Origin of the sequence: Ruegeria atlantica (assembly GCF_947495585.1) — a bacterium.
Taxonomy (GTDB): domain Bacteria; phylum Pseudomonadota; class Alphaproteobacteria; order Rhodobacterales; family Rhodobacteraceae; genus Ruegeria; species Ruegeria atlantica_G.
Genome location: NZ_CANLZK010000010.1, coordinates 1 through 25102 on the forward strand (window position 1 = coordinate 1; position 25102 = coordinate 25102).

Sequence of the window (25102 nt, forward strand, 5' to 3'; positions counted from 1 at the left end):
GCTGACGACCCAGCTCGGATGTGATCGAGCCGAACAGCTCGGGATCACGGTCAGACAGGGACTGGGTGAAAAATCCGTGCGTACGGTGAGGGGCGTTCAATTTGTAATCTCCTGAAGTTGTCAACCGGTCCAGCCAAGGCCGGCGGAAATGGCGTTCATGGATTGCAGCAGAGCGACCGGAACCGTTCCGGCCTGCTGTTCACTGCGGGTCTGGCGTAGTAGGTCGACTTGCAGAGTGTGAATGCGGGCAAGTTCATCTCGCTTGCGTTCGACGCGCTCACACAGTCGTGGGAAACGCTGTCCAATGCTTTGCCCGCCGTTCAAAAACTTCACAGCGTCGCAAGCCTTGCAGTATTCCGAGGTGATTGCCCGAAGAATGCGTTGGCGTGTGTTGGCGTCGCAGACCAGTTCGCTGTATTTCGCCGCGATTGTCATATCGGTCTGGTACAGAGACTTTTCCATTTCATCGACCGCAAGGCGGAACAACCGGGACTGCCGAAACATATCTCGAAGTACCTCATCACCCCGTGCGCCGCGGAACTTCCTAAAATTGACCATGGCGGCGCCGAACCCGTACCAGCCAGTAATCAGGTGGCGGTTTTGCGACCACGCAAACACCCATGGAATGGCACGCAGATCATCAAGGCTGGCTGCGCCGAACCGACGGGCGGGGCGCGATCCGATTTTAAGGCGGGCTAGTTCTTCAACCGGGCTGGCCTGTTGGAAATACTCAAGAAACCCCGGCGTTTGCAGCAGCGAAACATAAGCCATCTGAGAAAGCTCGGACAATGCATCTTGCGCGTCATCGAATTCCGGGCGGTCCGGCGCTTTGGTGTGACTGGCCGTGTGGCGTAGCGTGCTGGACAAAAGCAATTCCAGATGCGCTGCGGCTGTCCCGCGGTTGGCATATTTGGCAGACACTACTTCGCCCTGTTCCGTTACGCGCAACCGCCTGGCAATTGTGCCACTGGGCTGCGCGGCTATTGCCCGGCCTGTGGGGGCACCACCCCGGCTGACAGAACCACCACGTCCGTGAAAAAACGCGGCACTAAATCCCTGCGACGCAAGTGCTGTAACGATCCGGCGCTGCGCGCGGTCCAGTTCCCAAGTCGAACAGAAATATCCGCCATCTTTACCGCTGTCGGAGTATCCCAACATCACCTCGATCACATTGCCACCTGACTTAAGGCTGCGGCGGGCAAGCGGAACATCCAAAACATCCAGCAGAATTGCTGAGGCGTTGCGCAGATCACCGATCGTCTCGAACAGCGGCACCACAGAAATATCCAGTGTCTCTGATCCGAACCCGGCATAGCGGGCGAGAAGATAGACACCCAGAATATCGTCTGCCGAGCGTGTCATCGACAAGATGAATGGTCCGACAGCTTTGGGATCCGGCCCTGTTCGAACAGCGTGCATAAGGGCTAGTAAGGCTAGTAATTCCTGCGCCTGATCACTCAACCCGTCACGCTGAGGATACTGCAGGTTCTGGTCTGCCAACTCGGTGCGCAGACGGGTCGACCATTCGGGTGTTCCGTATTTGGGCGCAGGTTCGAATGCAGACCAGATTTCTGCCAGAACGCTAGTCGTCACAGTCGAATTCTGCCGTATGTCCAAGGTTGTGGTACGCAACCCGAATACGGTTGCCGCCCGGCGAAGAGGTCGGATATGCCGCCTTGACAGAATTTCGGCGTTTACTGCACAAAGCGCCTCATCAAGCGCGTCGAGATCACACTCGAACTGCGAGATATGCTGATAACCGGCACTTGTCAGTCTTTGGCGGACGGCATTCAGGGCCTGCCGAAATGGTTCGTTCGGGTTGCGGTCATTCTTGGGTGCGCAGTTGATGATTGCCTGCAACCGTTCACCGTGAGGTTCGGGCAGTGGTAGGATAAGGGCGCTTATGCTCAGTTTTTGCGCGGCTTTATCCAGAGCCTGACAGTAAAGATCAATCGCTGTCTCGCGCCCACGTTGCAGAGCCAGTTTGGTCATCTCAGAGGTTACATTCGGGTTGCCATCCCGGTCTCCGCCAATCCAGCTATGAAATCGGACATTGGGCGTCGCATTCAAAGTCTGACCCAAAACCTGCAAACAGGCGTGATCGAACCGATCGATGACCTGTGGCACAGCATCGAAGATTGCGTCGCGGAAAAACTGCAAACCCCATTCGATCTCGTCACGTAAACTGGGACGTGACAAGCGTAATTCTCCGGTCATCCATAGTAGGTCGATCTCGCCTTCCAGATCATTCAACAATGTTGAACGTTCAATTGGCGTCCAGCGCTGAGCTTCGAGGCTGACCAGGATACGATAAATCCGGCGGTGAATTTCAAGAACGGTGACGCGTTTGGCTTCGGTCGGATGCGCAGTTAGCGTTGGGCCAGTCACTAAACTACCTGCCAACTCTTCGGTTTCCCCAACACTCAGATTAAGGTCCGACAACACTTCGGCAAATCCACCTTCAACCGCTTGGGCACCTTTTTGGGTTTCGATTTGTCGACGATCCCGCACATCTGCGTTTTCGTCGATGATGCGCACAAGCTGAAACCAGATCGACAGGGCCTGCAAATACGGGATTGCGGCCTGGCCAGTTGGAATGGGGGGCAGCGGCTTGGCTTCGGCCCAAGAAGCGACATGTGGCGCCCTTTTCAAAAGGATGTTTCGCCATAGCGCGCGCAATTCAGTCCGAAGACCGTCCGCGTACGCGGACGGTGGAAGGGGCGGCTGGGTATCCTGAGCCAACGCTTGCATCAGATCACTTTGTCTCTTGGATTTTTGCCATTGAAGAAATCATTGAGGTTTTCAATGACGCGGAACCCCATAGCTTCGCGTGCTTCTTTAGTCGCGCTTCCGAGATGTGGCAGCATGACGAGGTTGTCACATTGCAGCAGGTCCGAGCTAATGCGGGGCTCGCCGTCAAATACATCCAGCGCCGCGCCGCCGATGGTGTCGAACATCAGGGCTTGGATCAGGGCGTGCTCGTCGATGACCTCGCCGCGCGCGGTGTTGATCAGGAAGGCGTCGGGTTTCATCAAGTCGAGTCTTCGGCCGTTGATCAGGTGCCGGTTTGCGGCCCCTCCGGGGCAGTGCAGCGAGACGAAGTCGCATTGCGGCAACAGCTCATCGACAGTATCCACCTGAGTGGCATTGCACTTGGCTAAAACGTCGGGCGCCACCTGGCTGCGATTGTAAATAACGACATCCATACCAAAGCCATGATGGGCGCGGCGGGCCATTTCCTGCCCGATGCGGCCATAGCCGATGATGCCCAGGGTCTTACCGCTGACCTTGGTGCCGACCAGATGCGTGGGCCGCCAACCGGTCCAGTTTCCGGCGCGCAGCTCGCGTTCGCCTTCGCCGGCGCGGCGCGCTACCATCAGCAATAATGTCATCGCGATATCGGCGGTACATTCAGACAGAACGTCAGGCGTGTTTGTCACGGTCATGCCAAGTTCGCGGGCTGAGGGCTCGCAAATGTGGCTGTACCCGACCCCGTAATTGGCCAGAATTTTGGTCTGTGCTGCGGGGATGTCTAGCGCCTCGGCGCTGAGCGTATCGGTAACGGTGGGCAGCACCGCATCATAGTGTTTCAGGGCGTCGCGGATTTCAGCCGGGGACATCGGAGTATCCCCGGTATTGAGTACAGTGTTGTAGTCTTCGGCCAGTCGCGCCTCGACGGCGGCGGGCCAGCGACGGGTGACAAGGACTGAAGGTTTGGTCATCACGCGGCCTTTCCCATGACGCGGGCAATGGTTTCGCCAATCACCGCCGGGTTTTCAGCAACGGTCACCCCCGCCGCCGACAAGATTTCGACCTTCTCCGAGGCACTTTCGCCAAAGGCCGAGATGATCGCACCAGCATGACCCATAGTCCGACCTTTGGGCGCGGTCAGACCTGCAACATAGGCGACGACGGGCTTGGTTATGTTGTCGCGGATGTATTCTGCGGCCTCGGCTTCCTGCGGGCCGCCGATCTCGCCGATCATGGCAATGACTTCGGTATCCTTGTCCTGTTCGAACCGCTCAAGGATATCGCGGAACGAAGACCCGTTGATCGGGTCGCCACCGATCCCGACACTAGTTGAGACTCCGATGCCGTGTTCTTTCAGTTGGGCTGCGGCCTCATAGCCGAGCGTGCCGGATCGACCGATGATGCCGACATTGCCGGGCAGGTAGATGTGGCCTGGCATGATCCCCAGCAGAGCCTTGCCGGGGCTGATGGTGCCCGCGCAGTTGGGCCCGGTCAGCACCATGCGCTTGTCTTTGGGATAGCGGTACATGTAGCGCTTGACCCGGATCATGTCCTGCGCCGGGATACCGTCGGTGATACAGACGCAATAGCGGATACCCGCATCTGCGGCCTCCATGATGGAATCGGCGGCAAATGGTGGCGGCACGAAAACAAGGCTGGCATCGGCACCGGTCGCCTCAACGGCCTGTTTGACGGTGTCAAAGACCGGCACGCCCTCGACGGTCTCGCCGCCCTTGCCGGGGACAACGCCGCCGACGACATTAGTGCCGTAGTCCAGCATGTCCTTGGTATGGAACCGTGCCATTCGTCCGGTAATGCCCTGAACGATAACACGGCTGTCGCGATCCAGAAGAATGCTCATTAGACAGCCCTCATCTTGGTGTTTTGGGTCAGATCGTTTTGCCACGCGCCAACAGCGCGTTCGGCGGCTTCCATCAGGGTGGTGGCGCGGATGATCGGCAATCCGGATTTGGCCAGGATTTTTTGACCTTCCGCGACATTGGTGCCGGCCAGCCGCACGATGACAGGGATTTCAAGCTCAAGTTCGCGTAGCGCCTGAACGACGCCCTCTGCGACCCAGTCACAGCGATTGATCCCGGCGAATATGTTGACCAGCACCGCCTGCACGTTCTTGTCTGACAGGACCAGACGAAAGGCCTTGGCCACACGTTCGGGTGAGGCGCCACCGCCGATGTCCAGAAAGTTCGCAGGTTCGCCCCCCGCCAACTTGATCGTATCCATCGTGGCCATGGCCAGACCGGCGCCGTTCACGATACAGCCGATATTGCCGTCAAGACCGACATAAGACAGGCCGCGATCCGCAGCGCGACTTTCGCGTGGGTCTTCCTGGCTTTTGTCGCGTAACTCTGAGATCTGCGGATGCCGGAACAATGCGTTGTCGTCAAAGCTCATCTTGGCATCCAACGCCAGAACCCGATCGTCACCGGTGATGACCAGCGGGTTGATCTCGACCATGGTGGCGTCCAGATTGCTGAAGGCGGCGTAGCAGCCCTGTAGCGTGCGCACCATTTGCTGAACCAATTTCGCCTCAAAACCCAGTTGAAATGCGATTTCGCGCGCCTGGAATTCCTGCAGGCCCACGGCTGGTTCGACGATCGATCGCACGATGCTGTCGGGGCGTTCGGCCGAGATATCTTCGATCTCCATGCCGCCTTCCGACGAGGCCACGATCATCACCCGCTGGCTGGAGCGATCCAGCACGAAGCCCAGATAGATCTCGCGATCAATCGGCACGGCGGATTCAACGTAGACACGGTAAATGCCCTTTCCTTCGGGACCGGTTTGATGCGTAACCAACCTACGTCCGAACATCTCGTCACAGGCTTCATGGATTTCGTTCTCGGTGTTGCACAGTTTGACACCACCGGCTTTTCCACGGCCTCCGGCATGGACTTGAGCCTTCACGATCCAACGATCGCCCCCCAGCTCGCGCGCCCGATATGCCGCTTGTTCGGGACTGTAGGCCAGCGCACCCGAAGGCACGGCGACACCAAAATTCGAAAGAACCTCTTTCGCCTGATATTCGTGAATATCCATCTGCAATCTTCCTCCCGTTCATGCAGTGCGGTCAGGCCGCGATCGACGTGCCGTAGCGGCTTTCCAGCAGCGCTTCGATGGCTTCAAAATCCACTGTGCCGCCCAGTTCGCGGATCGCCTCGCCAAACAGTTTTACGATGCGGCTGATCGACTGATGGTTCAGTTGGTTCAGGATGCCGATGCGCACCTGTACCGGGGCGCTGAGTGTCGGCCAGATGCCAAAGCCACGCGCGCGGCAGTTCTGTACCAATTCCATTTCGCGGCCAGCCAGTTCTGTGGGCAGGTTCAGCACTACGAGGCTTGGCATGTCCGAAGTGACATCGCAGCCCATCGCGGTGACGGCGTCACGCAGAACGGCCTCATGCGTTTTGTAGGAATGCGCGCGTTTAGCCAGCCCTTCCTGCAAGGTCAGACGCAGAGATTCATGGAACGCGGCGACGGCATAGCCCGAATGGGTCCGGTGATAGGTGCCTTTCTCAACATCCTGGCCGTCGACAATGCCCCAATGGCGGGCCTCGAAAATCGGGTTGTGGACGTAAGAGTAAGCACCGGTTGTCTTCAGCGCCTCGATAAAGGCGTCGGTAAAGCTGACAGGCGCATAGGTCAGGGGCAGGCAGCATAGGCCTTTTTGCGGACACGAAGCCCAGCCTGCGATGCCGGGGAAATCGTCGATACGAAAGTCTGCAACACCCAGCGAAGATACGGCATCAATCAGACCCATGGTGCCATGATTTTCACACGCATCCGAGAATCCCTGTACATCGTTGACACGGCCGGAACCGGTTTCCCAATGCGCCATGAAAGCCCATTTCGGCTTGTGTTCGGCCAATGCGACCTCGACCATCTCACCGGTCACGGGCTGGCCATGCGGAATTTCGATCACGGTGACGCTGGCCGCATTGGGATCAAGTGGATTGGCGGCATGTTCTTCGGGCGTGGCTGCCTTAATCCGAAGGGTCAGCGCGTCAATGCCGGAAAAGGTGCCATTGGTGAACGCAACCACCTTGTCGCCAGGCATAACGGCCGAGAACATAGTGTCCAGCGCGCTCCAACCGGTGCCAGCAACCGCGAAGGTATAGGTATTGTCGGTGCCCCAGATTTTGCGCAGCATGTGCTTGCATTCGATCATGCCGCGCAGGACGTCACCCTGCATGTGATCCGCAACACCCGCATTTGCAAAGGCATGCAGAACGCGGGCATCGGTATTGCTTGGTCCGGGTCCCGCAGCCAGTGTTTCCGGAATTTCGAGCGTCGGGTAGATTTGAAACGTCATTGGCGATCCTCCTCGGCGACGGGGTCCGTAATGCGCCCCGTCTGTCGCGTTACCGAAAAGAAAAGCCGATCCTTGCGTCAGGGCGCAACGTAACTTACTACTGTTTTAGGGTAGCTATTTGGGTGGGGAAGAACCTACCCATTCTGGCAAATATACCGAAGTATACCGGAAACTTTCCTACCCAACATGGTAGTTCTTGGGTAAATTAGGTGGAAAATCAATGCTCGACACAACGCCCCCTCCGATCGACATCATGCTCGCCAACAACAATTCTCTCGTCCTCTCGGCGATGTCCGAAATCTTCGAGAGAGACAAACGATTCTCGTTGGTGGCGACATCTGCAACTGCCGAAGGTTTCCTTGGGGCAGTCATGCGTGTGCCGGTCAAGGTCTGCGTGGTATCCTGGGAGCTGCCAGCTTTGGGTGCAGCCAAACTGATTGAAGTGCTGCGCGAACAGGAAAATGCACCGCGTTTTGTGGTCTATGGTGATGAGGCAGGTGATGTCCCACGGCTGGCCATGCAAGCAGGCGCCGCAGGGTTTGCACCTCGTTCCGGTGAGGTTGAAGGCCTGCTGGAGACATGCGTTGATGTTGCCAAAGGTAAGATGGTTTTCCCATTCATCGATGTACGCACGGTGCAACATAGCCCTCTTCAGACCTTGTCGCGCAAAGAGCGGGCTATCCTTGAGGCACTGTCGAAGGGAATGTCCAACCGGGAACTGTCAAAAGAGTTACAGATTTCCACCAATACCGTGAAATTCCACCTCTCGAATATCTACGAAAAGCTGTCAGTTAGAAACCGGGCGCAAGCCATCGCTTATTACTATTCAGCCAAATCTGCTTCAGATTAGGCTCGTAGGTGTTGTTTCGCAATGAATTGTGAGAATCCGAGTTGGGCTATCGGACTAGCCGTTTGATTCCGGGGTTTGATAGTGGATCATTTTGTTAGTATGAAAAGCATCGCGGTGCCGTTGCAAAGTTTTTGCGGCAACTGTATGTACGTCCTTCGGGCAGTCGACAAAGCTGGAAACACCCCTGATTTCATACTGTCTGAGCGCAGAAACTGCCCAGCAGCAACTGGGTTCCTTGTCAAATCGCTGTCTTCTAATGGAATTCCAGACAAAATTCTTAGTGATAAAAGTGGAGTCAACGCGGCGAGCATTCGAGAAGCAAATTAAATCCTTGTTGGTTTGGCTGCCCAGCCAAAATTCGATTAATCAGATCCGTATATTTGAACAACGTGATTGAACAAGATCATCGGGTCATTCAGCGACGCATCCGATACATTTGCGGGTTCAAATCGTTAAGATCCGCCTCGGTTACCCTGCACAGTATCGAAGTCGCCAACATGATCCGGAAGCGGCAATTCCGCAGCATTACGACGTCTGGCTTCCGGATTTTTGCCGAGATTGCAGGATAGGTGCCGAAAATGAGACAACACATTCACCCACAATCAATCTTGGTCACTCAAGGGGGGGCTGATCAATATCCTTTGTATCAATTTATTAAAGCTCGGGCTGCGCTAACGTCTCTTCGTCGGCTGGTGTTTGCTGATGTGACACGAGCTTCCAATTACCGGCATCGTTTAAGTATGTTGATGCACACACAGCATGAAAAATCGGAGCATTAGGTCGTTCGGCTGACACCCGATAAGCGAGAACAGAAATCTCACCTTTTTGATTAAAATGGCGATCGCTCATTCGAACCGTCCGCCACAATGCCGTGCCTCGCGCACCAGTCGTGCCGCGTTGTATTTTCGCCGGGTACGGGAAGATCATCACAGCATCTTCAGATATTTCTGAATGGGCGGAATCGAAACCGTTCAACCACAGCCGCTCTTCTGTCGCCCAAAGTTGGTCTTCAGTGGTCATTTCACTCTCCTTTATTGCGTACGCCTCAATAGAACATGGCGCTTTTTGAAGTCGGCTTTTGAATCGACCCCATGAATTTGGTAACAAAAATAATTTCTTTCATAGGTTAGGCGTTCTGCACCTAGCCGTCACCTCAATTGGTGTTTTGGGCGCTATAGGGTCAAATTTCTTGGGTCTGCGAACCTTCATCACCCATTCAGCGCATCGATGAGATGAGGCGAATTCGGCTTCGTTTGGACATTGCTGAGTGTTGAAAGCACTCGGTTTCCATTCCCTTGCGCAATCTTGTTCAACCGGCTGGAACGCCAAATACGAAGACCGCTCCGGAAACAATACTTAGCGCTAAAAAGGCGACGGCATTTTTCTCGTCACCCTTACGCTTACGTGCAGCTTCAAATGCGACCAGGCACTGAAGGGCATAAAACAAGGCAAAGGCACGGCTTGCCAAGGCAATCACCTGGTCAACATCAGTTGACCACAGAATGCCAATTCCAACCAGCGCAATTAAACCATAGGCGTGGCTGGGGTTTACGCGGTCATGAGTGATCTCGCCGATCAGGCCGGCATCCCCAATACTGTCTGCAACAGATGCGCTAAATTGGCTGGCTGTTGCAGCTATTGTCAAAGAAATCGGCAGTATACCCGCGACCAAAGCCGAGACAGATATAACAGCGGCAACTCCCTCTCCCTGAGACAGGTCTATCAGCAGCGGCGAAAGGAGTATGAAAAAGACAACGTAAATAACCCCGGAGACCAACTGCGCATTCCACATCGCTTTAATTCTGGTCTGCGCATCAAATTCCTCGCCCATGAACCTTGTTGTTTCAAATCCTTGCACAACAATCAGCAACCCGAGAAGAACGGGAAGTGACTTAAGCTCGAATTTACCAGCAGCTGACAGAAAGTCGCCCGGTCCGACGATCTTACCGAATGCAAAAACCGCAAGAGCCGCAAGAAATCCAGCTATCACGGATAAATTTAAAGCTGTCGCATAGCGTTCAACGCGGGCAACTTTTTGCGCTCCACCGCTCCAACCTAATAGCCCAATCACTACCAAAAGACTTATCGCGATGGGTTTTGCCAACTCTGGCCGGTCAATATTTGCGCCCTGTAGGACAAAGTGCCCGAGAAGGGCAAGGTAATAGGAAACGGAAATGAAGTAGGCAAATGCAAGGACAATATGACTGAGTTGCTCAATCGAATGCAGGACATGATCCTTGTCAGTTGCCAATTGTGGTTCGACAACTCTGATGTTGTAGCGAATTGTCCATCCAATCAGCATTGCCGCCAGAATTAACAGCGCCATCGCAAGCGCTGCAAAGCCCCCGAACTCCCGGGCAAGCAGAGGGGCAGAAACCAGAAACCCACTCCCGATGATTGAGGCGAGTGGGGTAACTGTGGCGCGCCAAATCGCGGTTCGTGAAAACGGAGCGAACAGCAATCCTACAAGAACAACTGCTCCGATGCCCACAAAGGTAATTGTCGGTATCAAATTAACAGACCTATCCGGTTCGGGCGTGTTCTTCGCCTCTTGAGGAATTCTATCCGAGTTAATTATTTCTAACTGTGTTTCGGCCTTTTCCCTATGATTAATCCAAGCACTGATTTTTCGGGCATTGTTGAGAAAATACCCAACAGGCCCTGTTGCGCGTGTTGCCATCTTTAGAAATGCCAATCTCGGACGTGCAACGGGTGGCCGGTTTGGCGAAGCGGCACCGCAGCATTACCGAATTCTATGAAGGACCACTTTGGGTCGCCCTACATCGAAGTTAACTTGTGCTGCAGTCAATCAACAAGCATTTCTAATTTCGTAATGGCGGGCCTCAGGTGAAAACGACATTTAAAAGTAATTTTAGGAGGCTTCTTGGAATACTCTGAGAATGTTGTTCAGAGCTATTTTGTCCGTATCCACCCTGATGAACGTCAAGATAATATGTTCTCGTTATGTACACATTTTTTTGAATACGCAGACGACGATGGTCGCATCGAACTCCGTGTACCTTCGAAGTTGTCCTTTGGTAGTCTTCACAAAGGCTACCGACGATCCGAAGGAAATCCGCTACCTTTTCTGACAAATTTTGGCGAGCCATTTCTTTTCGGGGAACGAGGCGGTGCAGTGGCAATACGACTCGAACTTGCCGAGGTCTAATTTCCGGAGCGCTTGGAACCGAAACCTATGACAAGCAGCGGTTACGGCATGTACAGCAGGGCCCAAGAAACGAATCTAAATGCATCACCCAGGCGCGCGCTCTCCAAAAGGGCGCGTATGAAAATACTGGAAAGAGACAACTTCAGATGCCACGGTTTCGGGCAGAGCCTAAACAACGATTAGAACATCGAGTTGCGTGGGTTCTGTCGCAGTCTTTGGCGTTGGTCAGAGCTAGGGCTCTGATTGGGTGCAATTTTTCCGCGAATTCAGCGAATTGACGGAAACCCTTGTTGAAGATCCGACCTGACCTTTGCAGATCATGTTAGCTGCTTCAATGCTCGCGAGTGTCGCCGCTGCTGAGATGAAGCTTTTGAAATCGAGCATCGGTCTCGTGCGCCGCTTGATGAAACGGTGATCCTGCTGGACGATGTTGTGGAGGTACTTCGATCTGACGGTGTCGATTTTGACAGGTGTCTGCTACCGTCTGAAGATTCCGTTCATTTCCTTGATCCCGGCGGTGTTGCTACGACTTATGTCAATTGTAATCCGCGTTGGGATGCGGTTGCGACACAGCACAATGGCTAAGAATTTACTGGCCGCGGCGGTGTCTTGCTTCGCTGACAACATGAAGTCAAAGGTTTGACATTCACGGTCCACAGCGCAGTACAAACAGACCCATTCACCACGATCCTTCAGATAGGCCTCGTCCATGCGTCAAGATCCAGCAATCTTGATATCCCTTTTTGCGTCATCTGAGAAACCTGAGGCGAGTATTTAAAGACCCATCGGTTCAGCGTCGCGTGATCAACCGTCACCCCACGTTCCGCCATGATCTCTTCTAGGTCGCGGTACGAGACGCCGTAGCGAACCCAGAAAAATACTTCGCAACAAAATCAAAACACTGGGAAACGCGATTTCGTCAACTTTGGCTGACAGTTTGCAAAACAATCAGCGTCAAGGTGGCGAAGATCAGTGCAGGAAAATTCGTTGCATGTGAAACAAAGCGGATATATAGTTTCGTATGCAACTAGATTCCTTCTTTCCCTATCGTCTCGCTGTGGCGTCCGAAGCGTTCTCACGAAAACTCACGGAAGTATACCAGCGCGAATTCGGGCTATCACGGGAGGAATGGCGCCTGCTTTTTCTACTTGCCAATGCCAAAAGCCTGACCTCTCTGGAACTCTGGCAACGCACCACTCTGGATAAGGTTCAAGTCAGCCGGGCCGCGCAGAGGCTTGACGATAAAGGTTTGATAACCAGAGCAATTTCCGAAGAAGATCGCCGGATAAGGGTTTATCATTGTACGCCGGAAGGCCATCGGCGTTTCGAACAGTTGCTGCCACAAGTCGATGCTTGCGCGCAAGGGATGCTGAATTCCATGTCGGCCGAGGACCGTGCAGCACTGGACCGAGGCGTGACTGCGCTGCTTAAGGCCGCGTCGGTGACATAGGTACATAAGCCAATCTGCGCAACTCAAGCCATCTGGAGCGCTGGCTGCCGACCGGCTTAGAGATCCTTGTAATCGGTGAAGCGGAAGGGCATTGCCATCTCGGCCGGGCTGACGCCGTCGACCTGGATGAGAATGAGGTCTGCCAGTGTATTTCTTTCAGGAGGCGTCGGGCTGATTTTCAGGTCGGGCGGCGTCGAAAGCGGGCAGGGCGAATGCGCGTTCTTCGATCTCAAGCAGACGGTCGAATGGAGCCATATCGACGCCCCAGCGATGTGCGTTGTAAAGCTGCGCAACAAGGCCGATATCGGCAAGGTCCGGCTTGTCACCAAAACTGAAGGTGGTGTTAGCTGGCAAAAGCGCTTGATAGGCATGGAAACCTTCGGTCATCCAATGCCGAAACCACTCGATCCCATCCTCGGCCGTAAGCCCATACCGGGACTTCAGATGCGCAGTGACCCTAAGGTTGTTAACCGGATGTATGTCCATCGCGATGGTATGGGCCGCAGCCTGTACCCGCGCACGTTCGAACGGGTCCTCCGGCAGGAGCGGAGGTTCGGGTATGGTGGCGTCGAGATAATCGATGATCGCAAGCGATTGGGTGAGTACACGACCGTCCTCAAGGATCAGCGTAGGGACGCCCTTCCCGGGGTTCAGCGCGACGTAGTCCGGCGCGCCTTGTTCTCCGGCAACAAGGTTGACCGGAACCGTTTCATAGGAAACACCCTTGAGATTCAATGCGATCCGGACCCGGAAAGAGGTCGTCGAGCGCCAATAGCCGTATAGTTTCATGACTTCCTTGTTTTGCGGTCAGCCGTCTTGGATTTTGCCAAAGATAGGTTCCCGCGCCGGAAGCCCATCCGGCACGGGATGCCCGTCAGGCAGACTTGTTGAGTTCTTTGGCATGCAGCCAATCGGCATGTTTCGGAGCTTTCTTGGTCTTCGACCACTCGTCCAACATAAGCCATTTCACTTCGTCCATGCGCTCCAGCAGCGCTTCTTCTTCCGGGTCCGGGCAGGCCAGTTCGATACGATGGCCGGAAGGATCAAAGAAGTAGATAGAGTGAAAAATCGAATGGTCGGTCACGCCGAGCACTTCGACGCCATTGGCTTCCAGATGATCCTTGAACTGAAGCAGCGTTTCGCGATCCTTCACCTTGAAGGCGATATGCTGCACCCAGATCGGGGTATTGGGATCCCGGCCCATTTCCGGCTTCGTGGGCAGCTCGAAGAAGGCCAGAACATTCCCATTCCCGGCGTCCAAAAACAGATGCATGTAGGGGTCCGGCTCATGCGTAGATGGGACATGATCCTCGGCGATGGCCAGGATGAAGTCCATGTTCAGCATTTTTCCATACCATTCGACCGTCTCTTTTGCGTCTTTGCAGCGGTAAGCGACGTGATGGATCTTCTCGATTTTCATCGATTTCTCCTTTCCGAGAGTGCAGTTTTCAAGGCCAAGGCAACGTACGGTCGCCTCAGGCGTTCACATCAACCCCACCAGCCAGAGTGACAGGGAGGGTACAAGGATGAGCAGGGTCAGCCGCAGGATGTCCGCGATCCAGAATGGCAGCACGCCGCGAAAGATCGTTCCGAGTGAGACATCTTGCAACACGCCCTTCAGCACGAAGACATTCATACCGACGGGGGGTGTGATCAGGCTGATTTCAGTGGCCACAACAACGACAATGGCGAACCAGATCAGGGCGTTTTCGGGATCGAGCAGGAGTTCATTGGCAAACTCAAGCTCAAACATCAGTGGGTAAAAGACCGGCACTGTTAGTAAGATCATCGACAGGCTTTCAAGCACACAACCAAGCACCATGTAGGTCAGCATGATGAACACAATGACTGCCCAGACCGGCAATTCATTGTCGACAACAAAGCCTGATAGGGCATCCGGCAGTCCGGCGTAGTTTATGAAGTTGGTGAACAGCTCGGCACCGATGATCACAGCAAAGATCATGGCAGTAGCCCGGATCGAATCCAGTGTAGCTGCGAAAAAGCTGCGCCAGGTCATCGTCCTGAGGGCAATGGCGATCAGGATCGAAGCACCTGCACCCATTCCGGCTGCCTCAGTTGGTGTGAAAAACCCACCATAAATGCCAACCATGATGAAGAGAAAAAGCCCCAGCACACAGATGACGCCTATGACGTCAGCCCGGCTCATCGGTTCGGTGTTTTCCTCCTCCGGAGCCAGAGAGGGGTTCAACCGTACCGCAACCATGACCGCGCCAAGATAAAACAGCACACCAATGATACCTGGCACAATTCCCGCGATAAAAAGCTTGGCAATATTGGTTTCGGTCAACAGGCCGTAGATGATCAGGATCACCGAAGGCGGGATCAAAATGCCCAGTGTCCCTCCCGCGGCGATAGAGCCTGTCGCCAGCCGGTCATCATAGCCAAAACGACGCATTGAAGGCATGGCGACTTTTGACATCGTGGCAGCAGTGGCCAGGGACGAGCCGCACACCGCGGAGAAACCTCCACAAGAAAAGACCGAAGCCATGGCAAGTCCGCCGCGCAGCCTGCCAAAAAGCCGGTCGGCACCGGCGAACAGCCCGTGTGCCACGCCTGAGCCGGCCAACACGTTGCCCATGAAGATGAACAGAGGGATGACCGAAAGGGAGTAAGACAAAGAAGTGTCAAAGGCCACTTGCCCTGTCATAGCCCAGGCAGGCTCCCAACCACGCATATAGGCAAACCCAAAGCCGCCTACAGCCGCCATTGCGAACGCGATAGGCACGCGCAGTAGTATAAGTCCCAGAAGGATCGCAAAGCCGATCAGAGATTCAATCATGGGGCGCCCTCTAGGTGATCTTGATCGGAGTCGTGTTCGATGGGGGGTTGTAATCCGCGCAGGAATGCGATGAACGCCGAAACCATGCAGGAGACCCCAGCTAGATAGCCGAATGGTGCCAGTGGAATCTCAAGCGCGTTGGTCACTGCGCCGTCATGTGCGGCCTTGGCCGCATGGGTGAAAAGCCGCCAAGAAAAGGTGGCTAACAGGGCTGCAGAGAACAGGCCTGCAAACGCAGACAAAAGACGTTGCGTCTTGCGTCCAAGCGCCAGATTCAGCAGGTCGACCTCGACATGTTCACGGCGCTCTGTCGTCAGTGGCAAGGCAAGGAAAACGAGCGCTGCCAGCAGTATTTCTGTGAGTTCGAAGGCGCCGGAAAGCGGTGCGTTGAACAGGTAGCGCCCAACTACATCCACACAGGTGATGAGGACGAGGCTGAACAGGATCAGTGCGGCCCCGACACCCAGAGATCTGTCGAGCAGCAGCCCGATGTCCAGCCCCTCATCAGGGGGCTGGTCGGGGAAACGATGGCGAAGCCGCTCCATGGATCAGAAATCCACGCCAGCTTGTTTGCGCATTTCGTCCAGAGCAGCAGTGCCGTCATAGCCATCCGCCGAGATTGCTTCGGACCATGCTGTTTCGGCATCTGCGGCTTGGGACTTGATCGCATCAACGACTTCGGCTGGCGCTTCGTAGATTTCGATCCCGGCCTTTTCGGCCGCGGCGCTGCCTTTCTCGTCTGCGCCGACCCAAGCTTCGCCAACCAGTGCGGCAAAGGCTTCACCGGAAATCGCCTCGATGGCTGCCTGATCCTCTTCAGAGATCTCGTTCCATTTGTCTTCGTTCATGACCATGAACCAAGTGGTGTTGTAGATGCCGCCGGGGACTTGCATCGTGTACTTGACGTCTTCGGTCAGCTTGAACGCAGCCAGAGCATCGTAGGGGAACGTCACGCCATCGATTACTCCGCGCGAGAGCTTTTCATACACCTCACCCGAAGACATGAAGAGCGTTGTGGAGCCGAGACCGGACATCAGATCCGAGATATAGCCGCCGGGCACGCGGATCTTCAGGCCTGCGAAATCGTCCGTTGTCTCGATCTTGCGGACGTTGTTGTGCAACATACCGGGGCCGTGCACGAATAGCCCCAGAAGCTTGGTGCCCTCATGTTCTTTCTGCGCCTCCAGCGGGCCGGAATAGACATTCCAGAATGCTTTGGAACCAGCAACGGCATCGTCACCAATGAACGAGAACTGACCGATCCGAGAGCGGGTGAAACGGTCATCTGTGGTAAAGGAATGCAAGCCGTACGTGATGTCAGCGATACCTTCGGCAGCCATGTCGTAATGTGCCGGGGGCGGGCCCATGGGCTTTGCAAGCACACGTACAGTCACGCGGCCATCGGTGACTTCCTCCACTTGCTTGGCCCAGGGTTTGATTGCCTCAACGACGATCGGATGGCGCGGCGGCAGCCAGCTCGAAAGCGCAAGCTTGGTCTCTGCCACGGTAGTCGTTGCGATAGACATTGCAGCGGTTGCAATGCCGGCGAGCAGCAGGGTGTTGCCCTTCAGTTTGATATTCATGGTATCCTCCCTTGGATTACGTGATGTCGGCGGCCCTGAGCGCCTGGCTCAGGACGTTCCGGTCGCCGATGTGATTGGCCAGAATAAGAATTAACCTTGCGTTGATTATATCGCTCTCGGCCTTGGTCTTGCCCTCATGCGTTGCCAGTAGGTCGGCGTAGAAATCGTCGGTTCCGTCGATATTCGGTGTCAGGGTCAGATCGCTCATTGGCTTACTTCCTTACCGGCCGCACGGCGCAAGGCGGTGCGCATCAGGGTTTCGTTGTATTCCGCTCGGCGGGCAGCGACATGCTGATCTGGGCGGATCAGGTAGACCGCCGAACTGGCTTCGCCGAGATAGCGTTTCCTGAGCTGACCAGTCGGGTCGTCGCGGGTTGAAAGAGCCAGGCGGCGTGCCGTGATGCCGTCCTCTTCCAGAATTTCAGGTGCTTCTGCATCGATTGTCAAAAGGATGAACTCATCACCCAGCTTCGACAACAGGTATTCATCGCTCAGCGGGGCATCAGGGCAGGGGGCGCCGGGCTGCGTCCGTTCGGGACCGCCTGCCAGTGCGTCAGCGGAATTGAGTCCCGATTCACTGTACACGCATGGAACCGAGAGCCGACCCGAGTTGACCATCGGTCGTGCGAATTCGTACGTTCCGCTCAGGCTGAGCACGGCATCGCGGAAGATCTGGCTGGTTTCTGATTTCGGCGTGATGAAATCGGTGGACCGTGTAGAATTCAGGATGTTTTCGTCCGCGCCGTGAACCCGTTCGGTATCGTAGGTGTCAAGCAGGCTCTCCGGCGCTTTGCCTTGAATAACCAACCCTAGTTTCCAGCCAAGATTGTCCACGTCCTGCATGCCGGAATTGGCACCACGCGCACCAAAGGGCGAGACTTGGTGCGCCGCATCACCAGCAAAAAACACGCGACCAGAGCGGAAGCTGTCCATCCGCTTGCACTGGAAGGTGTAGATAGAGGACCAGACCATTTCATAGTCCACATCCCCCAGCATCGCATCCAATCGGCGACGGATATTCTCTTCTTTAAGTTCTTCTTTACGGTCAACATCCCAGCCGATCTGGAAGTCGATCCGCCAGACATCATCAGGTTGCTTGTGCAACAAAGCTGAGGCGCCAGAGCCGTGGGTCGGTTCAAACCAGAACCAGCGCTCGGTGGGGAAATTCAGATCGCCTTTCAGTTTGATATCGGCAATCAGGAAGCTGTCCTGAAAGACGCGACCGCTGAAATCGAGACCAAGCATCCCGCGCAGTGGTGAATTGGCGCCGTCGCAACCGATAAGCCAGTCCGCTTCAAGGGTGTATGGCCCATCCGGTGTCATCACCTTCAGGGTGACGTGATCGTCGTGTACTTCGACGCTGTCCACACGGTTCTTACCACGCAACTGTATCGGGGCACCGCTGTCCTGTAGCTCACGCAGGCGATCGATCATGTATTGCTCGAAATATGGCTGCTGTAAATTTATGAAGGCAGGGTATTTATGCCCGTCTTCCGGCAACAGGTTAAATTCGAATACCTTGTCATCGCGATGGAATACTTTACCGAGATTCCAGACAACGCCCTTTTCCAGCATCGGTTCGCCGCAGCCATAGCGGTCGGCCACTTCCAGGCAGCGCTTTGCGAAACAAATCGCCCGACTGCCCATACCGATCCCCTCATGATCATCAAGCACAACCACGGGAATACCCTGGCGGCCGAGGTCCAGCGCGGTCGCCACTCCGATCGGCCCGCCACCCATGACCACAACCGGGTGACGCACCGGCGCATCAATATCCTGATCGGGTGATTTCTCGTATGGGTAGCTCTTGTAGGCGAGCATGTAACGGTCATCAAACATTGGAAAATCCCCTCCCTTCAGGCGTTCAGCCTTGCAGTTGTTCCCACATTTCCAGATCCCGCTGCGCCGTCCAGATACGTGGTGTGTCGATGCCGCGGGCTTCGTCATAGGCGCGCGCAACATTGAACGGCAGGCAGTGTTCGTAGATCGCGTAGTCAGCGAATTTCGGGTCGCACGCGTCACGTACAGCGTCCCAGGCATCTTTCAGGCTGCCGCCGCTAGCGGCGACACGAGCGGCCGGGCGATAGGTGCTTTCGACAAAATCCCGGGTGGACTCGATTGCTGCTTCAACCATGTCTTTTCCGAGCAGAGCATCACCGCGGCCGGGCGCGATAGCATCGACGTCAAATGCGGCGATATTGTCCAGAGTGCCACCCCAATCGTTGAAATGGCCGTCGCCGCAATAGCAGGCCGAGTGGTACTCGACGATGTCACCGGTAAACATGACGTTCTGGTCCGGGACGTGAATGACGATGTCGCCGGCAGTATGAGCGCGACCAAGATGCATCAGGTCGACGCGTCGATTTCCAAGGTAGACGCTCATGCGATCCTTGAAGGTTGTGGTGGGCCATGTCAGTCCGGGAATGCTTTCATAGCCTTCGAACAGACGTGGAAAACGCTGAAACTCACTGTCCCAATCTTCCTGACCGCGTTCGACAACCTGCGCTCGGGTTGTTTCGGACATGAGAACCTGATCTGCGCCATACGCTGAAGCGCCTAGAACGCGAACCGCGTGATAGTGAGTTAGCGCCAGATGTGTGATCGGTTTGTCGGTAACTTCTCTGACCTTCTCAATCACCTTGCCAGCTAGACGTGGTGTGGCCTGCGCCTCGACAATCATGACACTATCATCGCCGATGATCACGCCGGAATTGGGATCACCTTCAGCAGTAAATGCCCAAAGCCCTTCACCCACTTCGGTGAAGCTAATCTTCTTTTCACCCAAATCTCCCTGAGATGCGAATGCCTTAGCCATTGTGTTCTCCCGAAGTATGTCGCTCACGTGACTCGTTTTGTTTCATTTGCAACGAATATCGTTACATATGAAACTAAAGTCAATGCCGTTTCGTTTGGAGTTACGTGTTTGAACTATTGTTGCTGAGTGCATTCGAAGATTTTTTGCGAAGTTTCCGGCGTAGGAAAATGTTGTCCATTCCCGCTATTTTTGCAGCCAATCATGCCGACCGCCGTAAAGAACTGCTGTTCAATTAAGCGTCTGATGGACCCAATGTGGTGGTTCAAGGCTTAGCGCTGACGGCGATCATGGTTGAAGAGCTTCTGAAACAGAAACGACACCGGCGACGCTACATTTTTCGCCATGTTAGCCGGAGACTGCCTCAGTGAGTCACAAGTTTCCGCCCACCATCATCCAGTACCCAGCATTTGGTGCCTTCGAACACGGCGGTGGTCAGGGCGTGGCCATAGCCTGCACCTGTATCCAGATTGATACGGTTTCCATGATGTTCAGGTGCGGCCACGTGGCTGTGGCCATGGACTACCAACCATGGATGTGGATCTTTATGGTTCAGGAATTCCTCACGAATCCATATCAGGTCGTCGTGGTCTTGCTGATCCAGTTTCACCCCGGGTCGAATACCTGCGTGCACGAACAACAATGCGCCGTCCTGATGGAACGGCTTTAGCCCGTTCAGAAAATCGATATGAGCCTGAGGGACAGCCTGTTTGGCTTTGGCGTGAACTTGATAGATTCTGTCCACTTTGGTGGCTTTTACCCCATAGGACTGCAGCGTTTCGATCCCGCCGATCCGAGGATGAAGCCAGTGATACCCGACCAGCAGGCGCGCATCATTGCGCGGATAGTCCTCCAGAAACATTGCGCACATCTGGTCATGATTGCCACGCAGAAAGACCCAGTTCTTACCGTCGGCGTTCCCTCGGACCAGCAGATCCAAAACCCCGCAACTTTGCGCACCCCTGTCCGTATAATCGCCAAGAAACACGATCTTGGCGTCTGGCCCTCCATCCCGTTCGATCCGGTCCAGTGCGTCTTCAAGCATCCCCAGTTGGCCATGGATATCGCCAATTACATAAACCGGATCTGACATGAGTGTTCCTTGTCGTCGTCTTCAGGCGGTAGTTGATTTGGGATCAGCCCACCCAGTCAATGCTAATGTCTTCGCGAAAAGCAAACCGTACCAGATGCGCTTCGATGACTTCCTGCCAGCGGGTCAGATCTCCGCGAGGGCCGGTTTCAGCCGTCAGCGAAAGGCTGGATTCACCCGCGACCAAGGTCAGCCGGTTTCCGCCCGGAAATTCCACGCTGCCGTGGTTGTCGTCAAAAGTCACCTGGGCCTTGTGGGACCAGTGCTTGCACAATTGCTGCAGGTACTTGCTGGCCGCTTCCGTTTTGGCAACACCCGAAACGCTTTGGTCAGGTAGCAACGCCAAGGCTTCATCGGCGGCCCGGCGCACCGCCTGCGCGAACAAAGTTACGTCGATGTTTGTGGCCAGGAAGGTCGCCCCCAGATCCAGACATTTACGCTGCATGGCCGGATCAAGTGTCAGTATCCCGGCAAATTTGCCTGCCGCGACGACCCGAGTTATCGCTTCCAAAACGGCTTCTACCACTTCTGTATGACCAGCATCACCGATATGTCCCATGTCAGCGGCCAGATCGGAGGGACCGAGAAAGACCCCATCAACGTCAGAGGCAAGAATATCGTCTAGTGCCTCTAACCCGGCGCGGTTTTCCACCTGAACAAGCAGGCAGATCTGTTCATCAGCCGTTTTCAGATAGTCCGAGATCGCCGCAAAGCGCGAGGCCCTGGCCAACGCTGAACCCACGCCCCGAACTCCGTAGGGCGGGTATCGCACCGCCCGCACCAAATCCCGCGCCTGATCTCCGCTTTCGACCATCGGCACCAGAATATTCTGAACGCCGGCATCGAGGTATTGCTTGATCATCCAGGTTTCACCGATCGGCAAGCGTGCGACCGGTTGGCTGCCGCTTCCTTCGATGACCCGCACCTGTTCCAGGATTGAGCGAAGATCGTTTGGGGCGTGTTCCCCGTCAACGAGCAGCCAGTCGAACTGGGACGTGGCCGCGATTTCAGCGGCATAGGTTTCGGCCATTCCAATCCAGCAGCCGACCTGCGGCAGACCAGCCTGCAGCGCGGCCTTGAAAGCGTTTAGTGGCGCAGGCATCCCGACCTCCTTTAGGCAAAGTTGATATCGACCGAGCCAAATGGTCCGAAATCAGCATGGATTTCGGTGCTCGGCGGGCATTCGACGGGTCGAATAAAGCTACCGGACAAGACCACCTGGCCCGGTTCTATGCTCTGGTCGTACTGCGCCATGCGACGGGCCAGCCAGACGACGCTTTCGACCGGGTCGTTCAGAACACCCGCGCCCAGACCGGTTTCCTCGATCTCACCATTGCGGAAGGTCAGTACCCCGACCCAACGCAAATCAAATGCATCTATCGCGTGACGCTCAGGGCCCAACACGATGCCCGCATTGGCGGCGTTGTCGCTTATTGTGTCATAGACTGTACGTGTTTGTCCGGTCGCGGGGTCGACACGCTGAATACGCGTGTCGAGGATTTCAATTGAAGGCGCGACGTAATCCGTGGCGGCAATGATGTCGTCACGGGTGACGTTTTCTCCGCCTACCGCAGATTTCATGACAAAAGCAATCTCAGCCTCGATCCGGGGCTGGATGAACCGGCCCGCAGGAACGGTTCCGCCGTGATCGAACTTCATATCATCGAACAAAATTCCGCTGTCGGGAATATCGATATTCAGCGCATATTGCATCGCTTTCGAGGTCAACCCGATTTTCCAGCCGATCACCTTGCGCCCTTCGGCCAATTTCTTTCGATAAATGGCGTTCTGCACCTCATAGGCGTCGCTCATTCCCATTTCGGGATGGCGCAGTGTCAAAAGGCCAATCTGTTCGTGCGAGCATTCAGCCTGCAATAAGTCGGCCGCGGCACGGGCATGATCTTCGGGGGTCATACCTGTTCGTCCTCGACTGTGTTGCGCAGCGTTCCAATGCCCTCGACTGAGATTTCCACTACGTCACCCGGTTCTAGGTATTTCGGTGGATCAAACCGCGCGCCCGCACCCGTCGGGGTGCCGGTGACGATGATGTCACCGGGCAGAAGCGTCATGAAGGTCGAAATATATTCGATCTCGCGCCTTATCGGGAACATCATGCGATTCAGTGTATCGTCCTGGCGCAACTCGCCATTCACATGGGTCTGAATTCGGGCATCGTCCAACTGGGCCGCGTCGGTGAATGGCACTAGCCACGGACCGATGGCACCGGAATTGTCCCAGTTCTTTCCCTGTGTGACGTTGAACTTGGCATGGCGGACCCAGTCGCGAATTGTGCCTTCGTTACACAAGGTTAGGGCTGCGATGTGGTCATAGGCATCTTCCTGCGAGATTCGCCGACCGGATTTGCCAATCACGATAACGACCTCGCCCTCATAATCCAGCGTGTGGTTTTCCGGAGGACGGATCAGCGGGCGGTTGTGCCCGGTGAAACCGCTGGCAAAGCGCGGAAACAACGACATGTATTTCGGCTGTTCGCTGCCGTCTTTGTATTCTGCGTTGCGGTCGGGAAAGTTCACTCCGACGCAGAGGATGCGGCGGACATCCGGCATCACCATTTCGTAAGTGAATTCCTTGTGGGTTACTTCCCGGCCTGCTGCGGCCTCGGTCAACTGTTCAAACGTGCCCGCGGCGATCACCTCATAAAGGCTGGCCTGATCGGGAAAGGCGTCGTTTAGCGCAATTGCACCGTCCTTGGTGATCGCGCCGAAAAAAGTTGCTCCGTTTGCGTTGAAAGTTGCAAAGCGCATCAGGCCTCCTCGGCGGCGTCAATGCCACCCATGCACAAGTATTTGAGTTCCATGAAGTCATCCAGCCCATGGCGCGACCCCTCGCGCCCCAGACCTGACATCTTAACGCCTCCAAAGGGCGCTTCGGCAGTTGAGATCAGGCCGGTGTTGATCCCGACCATGCCATATTCCAATGCTTCTGACACGCGCCAAACACGGGCCATGTCGCGGGAATAGAAGTACGAGGCGAGGCCGAATTCGGTATCATTGGCGGCTGCGATAACTTCGCTTTCCCTGTCGAATTTGAACAAGGGCGCGACTGGGCCGAAGGTTTCCTCGGTCGCCACCGCCATGTCTGCGGTCACGCCAATCAGGATGGTCGGCTCGAAGAATGTGCCGCCAAGGGCGTGCGGCTTGCCGCCCAGTGTTACTGTTGCACCCTTGGCGGTTGCGTCTTTGATATGCTCAGACACTTTCGCGACTGCGGCTTGATCGATTAGTGGGCCAAAGACGGTGCCCTCGTCAAAGCCGTTTCCAGTCGGCAGTTTTGCGACCTTAGCGGCCAGTTTTTCGGCGAACGTGTCGTAGACCCCAGACTGGACATAGATGCGGTTGGCGCAGACGCAGGTCTGGCCGTTGTTTCGGAACTTGGCGATCACCGCCCCTTCGACGGCCGCGTCTATATCTGCGTCGTCAAAAACGATAAACGGCGCGTTGCCGCCCAATTCCAAACCTAGCTTCTTGATCGTCGGTGCGCATTGCGCATAAAGCATCGCGCCGATTTCGGTGGACCCGGTAAAGGTCAATTTTTGCACGATTTTGCTCGAGGTCATCTCACCTCCGATGGCGCGCGCTGATCCAGTGATGACCGAGAACAATCCCGCAGGCAACCCGGCTCGCTCGGCCAAAACCGCCAGCGCGATAGCCGAGAACGGCGTCTGGCTGGCAGGTTTGAGCACCATGGAACAGCCTGCCGCCAGAGCCGGTCCCGCCTTTCGCGTGATCATGGCATTGGGGAAATTCCACGGCGTGATCGCGGCAACAACCCCAATCGGCTGTTTGATTGTGATGATCCGCTTATCCGGCGCGTGGCCCGGGGTAACGTCGCCATAGGCGCGGCGGGCCTCTTCAGCGAACCATTCGATGAAGCTGGCACCATAAGCGATTTCACCCTTGGCCTCAGCCAGCGGCTTGCCCTGCTCGGCGGTCAGGATAGCGCCAAGATCATCCTGGTTTTCGATCATCAGGTCATACCAGCGGCGCAGAATTTGGCTGCGGTCCTTCGCTGTGAGCTTGGCCCAGCCCTTCTGTGCACGGTGCGCTTCGGCGATTGCTTCGGCCGTTTCGGCCGCCCCAAGATTGGGGACTCGTCCGATTAGATCACCAGTTGCCGGGTTGGTCACTTCCAGAGTGGTGGATACCTCAGTGGCACCGACCCATTTGGAGCCAACCCGCGCCGCTTCAATAAGCAACGTGGGGTCGTTGAGACGTAAGTCTGTCATTTGCAGGATTCCCGTGTCTCG

At 55.5% G+C, this 25102-nt stretch carries 24 protein-coding genes and 1 pseudogene; 4 read left to right on the forward strand and 21 right to left on the reverse strand.

The features are described 5' to 3' along the window. Window positions 1-120: 120 nt before the first annotated feature. The 5 genes from QMP16_RS16230 to QMP16_RS16250 all read right to left on the reverse strand — a co-directional run bounded on the left by QMP16_RS16230 (window position 121) and on the right by QMP16_RS16250 (window position 7081). Complete coding sequence (locus QMP16_RS16230; protein WP_282153208.1) at window positions 121-2652, reverse strand: phosphoenolpyruvate carboxylase; 2532 nt, start codon at window positions 2650-2652, stop codon at window positions 121-123. A gap of 98 nt (window positions 2653-2750) precedes the next feature. After that, window positions 2751-3722, reverse strand: a complete 972-nt coding sequence (locus QMP16_RS16235) for a 2-hydroxyacid dehydrogenase (protein ID WP_282153209.1) — start codon at window positions 3720-3722, stop codon at window positions 2751-2753. Further along, on the reverse strand, window positions 3722-4612 hold the full coding sequence (gene sucD / locus QMP16_RS16240; protein WP_058273746.1) for a succinate--CoA ligase subunit alpha: 891 nt from the start codon (window positions 4610-4612) through the stop codon (window positions 3722-3724). Before sucD ends, QMP16_RS16235 begins: the two co-directional genes overlap by 1 nt. Further along, complete coding sequence (locus tag QMP16_RS16245) at window positions 4612-5808, reverse strand: malate--CoA ligase subunit beta (protein WP_058273745.1); 1197 nt, start codon at window positions 5806-5808, stop codon at window positions 4612-4614. The genes sucD and QMP16_RS16245 overlap by 1 nt, the downstream gene beginning before the upstream one ends. 31 nt (window positions 5809-5839) lie before the next feature. Beyond that, window positions 5840-7081 carry an aminotransferase gene (locus QMP16_RS16250; RefSeq protein ID WP_282153210.1) on the reverse strand — a complete coding sequence of 414 codons (1242 nt, stop codon included), beginning with the start codon at window positions 7079-7081 and terminating at the stop codon, window positions 5840-5842. A 220-nt stretch (window positions 7082-7301) separates the two neighbouring features. On the opposite strand from QMP16_RS16250, the gene QMP16_RS16255 reads away from it, so the two are divergent. The 3 genes from QMP16_RS16255 (at window position 7302) to QMP16_RS23655 (ending at window position 8500) form a co-directional block, all read left to right on the forward strand. Beyond that, window positions 7302-7931, forward strand: a complete 630-nt coding sequence (locus QMP16_RS16255; protein ID WP_282153211.1) for a response regulator transcription factor — start codon at window positions 7302-7304, stop codon at window positions 7929-7931. A 144-nt stretch (window positions 7932-8075) separates the two neighbouring features. Then, a complete protein-coding gene (locus QMP16_RS23650; RefSeq protein WP_432653410.1) occupies window positions 8076-8258 on the forward strand; it encodes a DDE-type integrase/transposase/recombinase in 183 nt (60 codons plus the stop codon). Window positions 8259-8296: 38 nt separating this feature from the next. Then, window positions 8297-8500, forward strand: coding sequence for a DDE-type integrase/transposase/recombinase (locus QMP16_RS23655; RefSeq protein ID WP_432653411.1), 204 nt, complete (start codon window positions 8297-8299; stop codon window positions 8498-8500). Window positions 8501-8585: 85 nt separating this feature from the next. Here the strand turns inward: QMP16_RS23655 and QMP16_RS16260 are convergent, their stop codons facing one another. The 3 genes and pseudogenes from QMP16_RS16260 to QMP16_RS16270 all read right to left on the reverse strand — a co-directional run. Next, on the reverse strand, window positions 8586-8951 hold the full coding sequence (locus QMP16_RS16260; protein WP_282153212.1) for a hypothetical protein: 366 nt from the start codon (window positions 8949-8951) through the stop codon (window positions 8586-8588). Window positions 8952-9240: 289 nt separating this feature from the next. Further along, window positions 9241-10611, reverse strand: coding sequence for a hypothetical protein (locus QMP16_RS16265; RefSeq protein ID WP_282153213.1), 1371 nt, complete (start codon window positions 10609-10611; stop codon window positions 9241-9243). A gap of 720 nt (window positions 10612-11331) precedes the next feature. After that, window positions 11332-11981: pseudogene (locus QMP16_RS16270) on the reverse strand (IS6 family transposase); the annotation flags it as partial. Window positions 11982-12121: 140 nt separating this feature from the next. On the opposite strand from QMP16_RS16270, the gene QMP16_RS16275 reads away from it, so the two are divergent. Further along, entirely contained in the window at window positions 12122-12550 is a 429-nt protein-coding gene (locus QMP16_RS16275; RefSeq protein WP_282153214.1) for a MarR family winged helix-turn-helix transcriptional regulator, read from the forward strand. A gap of 156 nt (window positions 12551-12706) precedes the next feature. Here the strand turns inward: QMP16_RS16275 and maiA are convergent, their stop codons facing one another. From maiA to QMP16_RS16345, 13 genes are all read right to left on the reverse strand, one after another. After that, window positions 12707-13339: a maleylacetoacetate isomerase gene (gene maiA / locus QMP16_RS16280; RefSeq protein WP_282153215.1), complete on the reverse strand. Its 633-nt coding sequence runs from the start codon at window positions 13337-13339 to the stop codon at window positions 12707-12709. Window positions 13340-13424: 85 nt separating this feature from the next. Next, complete coding sequence (locus tag QMP16_RS16285; protein ID WP_058274548.1) at window positions 13425-13970, reverse strand: VOC family protein; 546 nt, start codon at window positions 13968-13970, stop codon at window positions 13425-13427. A 63-nt stretch (window positions 13971-14033) separates the two neighbouring features. Next, window positions 14034-15350: a TRAP transporter large permease gene (locus QMP16_RS16290; protein WP_058278629.1), complete on the reverse strand. Its 1317-nt coding sequence runs from the start codon at window positions 15348-15350 to the stop codon at window positions 14034-14036. Beyond that, complete coding sequence (locus QMP16_RS16295; RefSeq protein ID WP_282153216.1) at window positions 15347-15895, reverse strand: TRAP transporter small permease; 549 nt, start codon at window positions 15893-15895, stop codon at window positions 15347-15349. Before QMP16_RS16295 ends, QMP16_RS16290 begins: the two co-directional genes overlap by 4 nt. 3 nt (window positions 15896-15898) lie before the next feature. After that, a complete protein-coding gene (locus QMP16_RS16300; protein ID WP_282153217.1) occupies window positions 15899-16933 on the reverse strand; it encodes a TRAP transporter substrate-binding protein in 1035 nt (344 codons plus the stop codon). Between the two features lie 16 nt (window positions 16934-16949). Continuing rightward, entirely contained in the window at window positions 16950-17141 is a 192-nt protein-coding gene (locus QMP16_RS16305) for a DUF2783 domain-containing protein (protein WP_282153218.1), read from the reverse strand. After that, the gene (locus tag QMP16_RS16310) at window positions 17138-18772 is read right to left on the reverse strand and encodes an FAD-dependent oxidoreductase (RefSeq protein WP_282153219.1); all 1635 of its coding nucleotides are present in this window, start codon (window positions 18770-18772) and stop codon (window positions 17138-17140) included. Before QMP16_RS16310 ends, QMP16_RS16305 begins: the two co-directional genes overlap by 4 nt. A gap of 25 nt (window positions 18773-18797) precedes the next feature. Next, window positions 18798-19748, reverse strand: coding sequence for an MBL fold metallo-hydrolase (locus QMP16_RS16315; protein ID WP_282153220.1), 951 nt, complete (start codon window positions 19746-19748; stop codon window positions 18798-18800). A gap of 361 nt (window positions 19749-20109) precedes the next feature. Further along, on the reverse strand, window positions 20110-20838 hold the full coding sequence (locus tag QMP16_RS16320; protein WP_282153221.1) for a metallophosphoesterase family protein: 729 nt from the start codon (window positions 20836-20838) through the stop codon (window positions 20110-20112). 43 nt (window positions 20839-20881) lie between these two features. After that, window positions 20882-21937 carry an aldolase/citrate lyase family protein gene (locus QMP16_RS16330; RefSeq protein ID WP_348774607.1) on the reverse strand — a complete coding sequence of 352 codons (1056 nt, stop codon included), beginning with the start codon at window positions 21935-21937 and terminating at the stop codon, window positions 20882-20884. An 11-nt stretch (window positions 21938-21948) separates the two neighbouring features. Next, complete coding sequence (gene hpaH, locus QMP16_RS16335; protein WP_282153222.1) at window positions 21949-22749, reverse strand: 2-oxo-hept-4-ene-1,7-dioate hydratase; 801 nt, start codon at window positions 22747-22749, stop codon at window positions 21949-21951. Next, entirely contained in the window at window positions 22746-23600 is an 855-nt protein-coding gene (locus tag QMP16_RS16340; RefSeq protein WP_282153223.1) for a fumarylacetoacetate hydrolase family protein, read from the reverse strand. The genes hpaH and QMP16_RS16340 overlap by 4 nt, the downstream gene beginning before the upstream one ends. Beyond that, window positions 23600-25081, reverse strand: coding sequence for an NAD-dependent succinate-semialdehyde dehydrogenase (locus tag QMP16_RS16345; RefSeq protein ID WP_282153224.1), 1482 nt, complete (start codon window positions 25079-25081; stop codon window positions 23600-23602). Before QMP16_RS16345 ends, QMP16_RS16340 begins: the two co-directional genes overlap by 1 nt. Window positions 25082-25102: the final 21 nt, after the last annotated feature.

Bases quoted from the DNA above. Each gene is read 5' to 3' on its own strand.
- maiA (WP_282153215.1), bottom strand. From the start codon at position 13,339: ATGAAACTATACGGCTATTGGCGCTCGACGACCTCTTTCCGGGTCCGG.
- QMP16_RS16285 (WP_058274548.1), bottom strand. From the start codon at position 13,970: ATGAAAATCGAGAAGATCCATCACGTCGCTTACCGCTGCAAAGACGCA.
- QMP16_RS16300 (WP_282153217.1), bottom strand. From the start codon at position 16,933: ATGAATATCAAACTGAAGGGCAACACCCTGCTGCTCGCCGGCATTGCA.
- sucD (WP_058273746.1), bottom strand. From the start codon at position 4,612: ATGAGCATTCTTCTGGATCGCGACAGCCGTGTTATCGTTCAGGGCATT.
- QMP16_RS16340 (WP_282153223.1), bottom strand. From the start codon at position 23,600: ATGCGCTTTGCAACTTTCAACGCAAACGGAGCAACTTTTTTCGGCGCG.
- QMP16_RS23650 (WP_432653410.1), top strand. From the start codon at position 8,076: ATGTACGTCCTTCGGGCAGTCGACAAAGCTGGAAACACCCCTGATTTC.
- QMP16_RS16310 (WP_282153219.1), bottom strand. From the start codon at position 18,772: ATGTTTGATGACCGTTACATGCTCGCCTACAAGAGCTACCCATACGAG.
- QMP16_RS16345 (WP_282153224.1), bottom strand. From the start codon at position 25,081: ATGACAGACTTACGTCTCAACGACCCCACGTTGCTTATTGAAGCGGCG.
- QMP16_RS16320 (WP_282153221.1), bottom strand. From the start codon at position 20,838: ATGTCAGATCCGGTTTATGTAATTGGCGATATCCATGGCCAACTGGGG.
- QMP16_RS16305 (WP_282153218.1), bottom strand. From the start codon at position 17,141: ATGAGCGATCTGACCCTGACACCGAATATCGACGGAACCGACGATTTC.
- QMP16_RS16275 (WP_282153214.1), top strand. From the start codon at position 12,122: ATGCAACTAGATTCCTTCTTTCCCTATCGTCTCGCTGTGGCGTCCGAA.
- QMP16_RS16260 (WP_282153212.1), bottom strand. From the start codon at position 8,951: ATGACCACTGAAGACCAACTTTGGGCGACAGAAGAGCGGCTGTGGTTG.
- QMP16_RS16295 (WP_282153216.1), bottom strand. From the start codon at position 15,895: ATGGAGCGGCTTCGCCATCGTTTCCCCGACCAGCCCCCTGATGAGGGG.
- QMP16_RS16330 (WP_348774607.1), bottom strand. From the start codon at position 21,937: ATGCCTGCGCCACTAAACGCTTTCAAGGCCGCGCTGCAGGCTGGTCTG.
- QMP16_RS16255 (WP_282153211.1), top strand. From the start codon at position 7,302: ATGCTCGACACAACGCCCCCTCCGATCGACATCATGCTCGCCAACAAC.
- QMP16_RS16235 (WP_282153209.1), bottom strand. From the start codon at position 3,722: ATGACCAAACCTTCAGTCCTTGTCACCCGTCGCTGGCCCGCCGCCGTC.
- QMP16_RS16245 (WP_058273745.1), bottom strand. From the start codon at position 5,808: ATGGATATTCACGAATATCAGGCGAAAGAGGTTCTTTCGAATTTTGGT.
- QMP16_RS16250 (WP_282153210.1), bottom strand. From the start codon at position 7,081: ATGACGTTTCAAATCTACCCGACGCTCGAAATTCCGGAAACACTGGCT.
- hpaH (WP_282153222.1), bottom strand. From the start codon at position 22,749: ATGACCCCCGAAGATCATGCCCGTGCCGCGGCCGACTTATTGCAGGCT.
- QMP16_RS16265 (WP_282153213.1), bottom strand. From the start codon at position 10,611: ATGGCAACACGCGCAACAGGGCCTGTTGGGTATTTTCTCAACAATGCC.
- QMP16_RS16290 (WP_058278629.1), bottom strand. From the start codon at position 15,350: ATGATTGAATCTCTGATCGGCTTTGCGATCCTTCTGGGACTTATACTA.
- QMP16_RS16315 (WP_282153220.1), bottom strand. From the start codon at position 19,748: ATGGCTAAGGCATTCGCATCTCAGGGAGATTTGGGTGAAAAGAAGATT.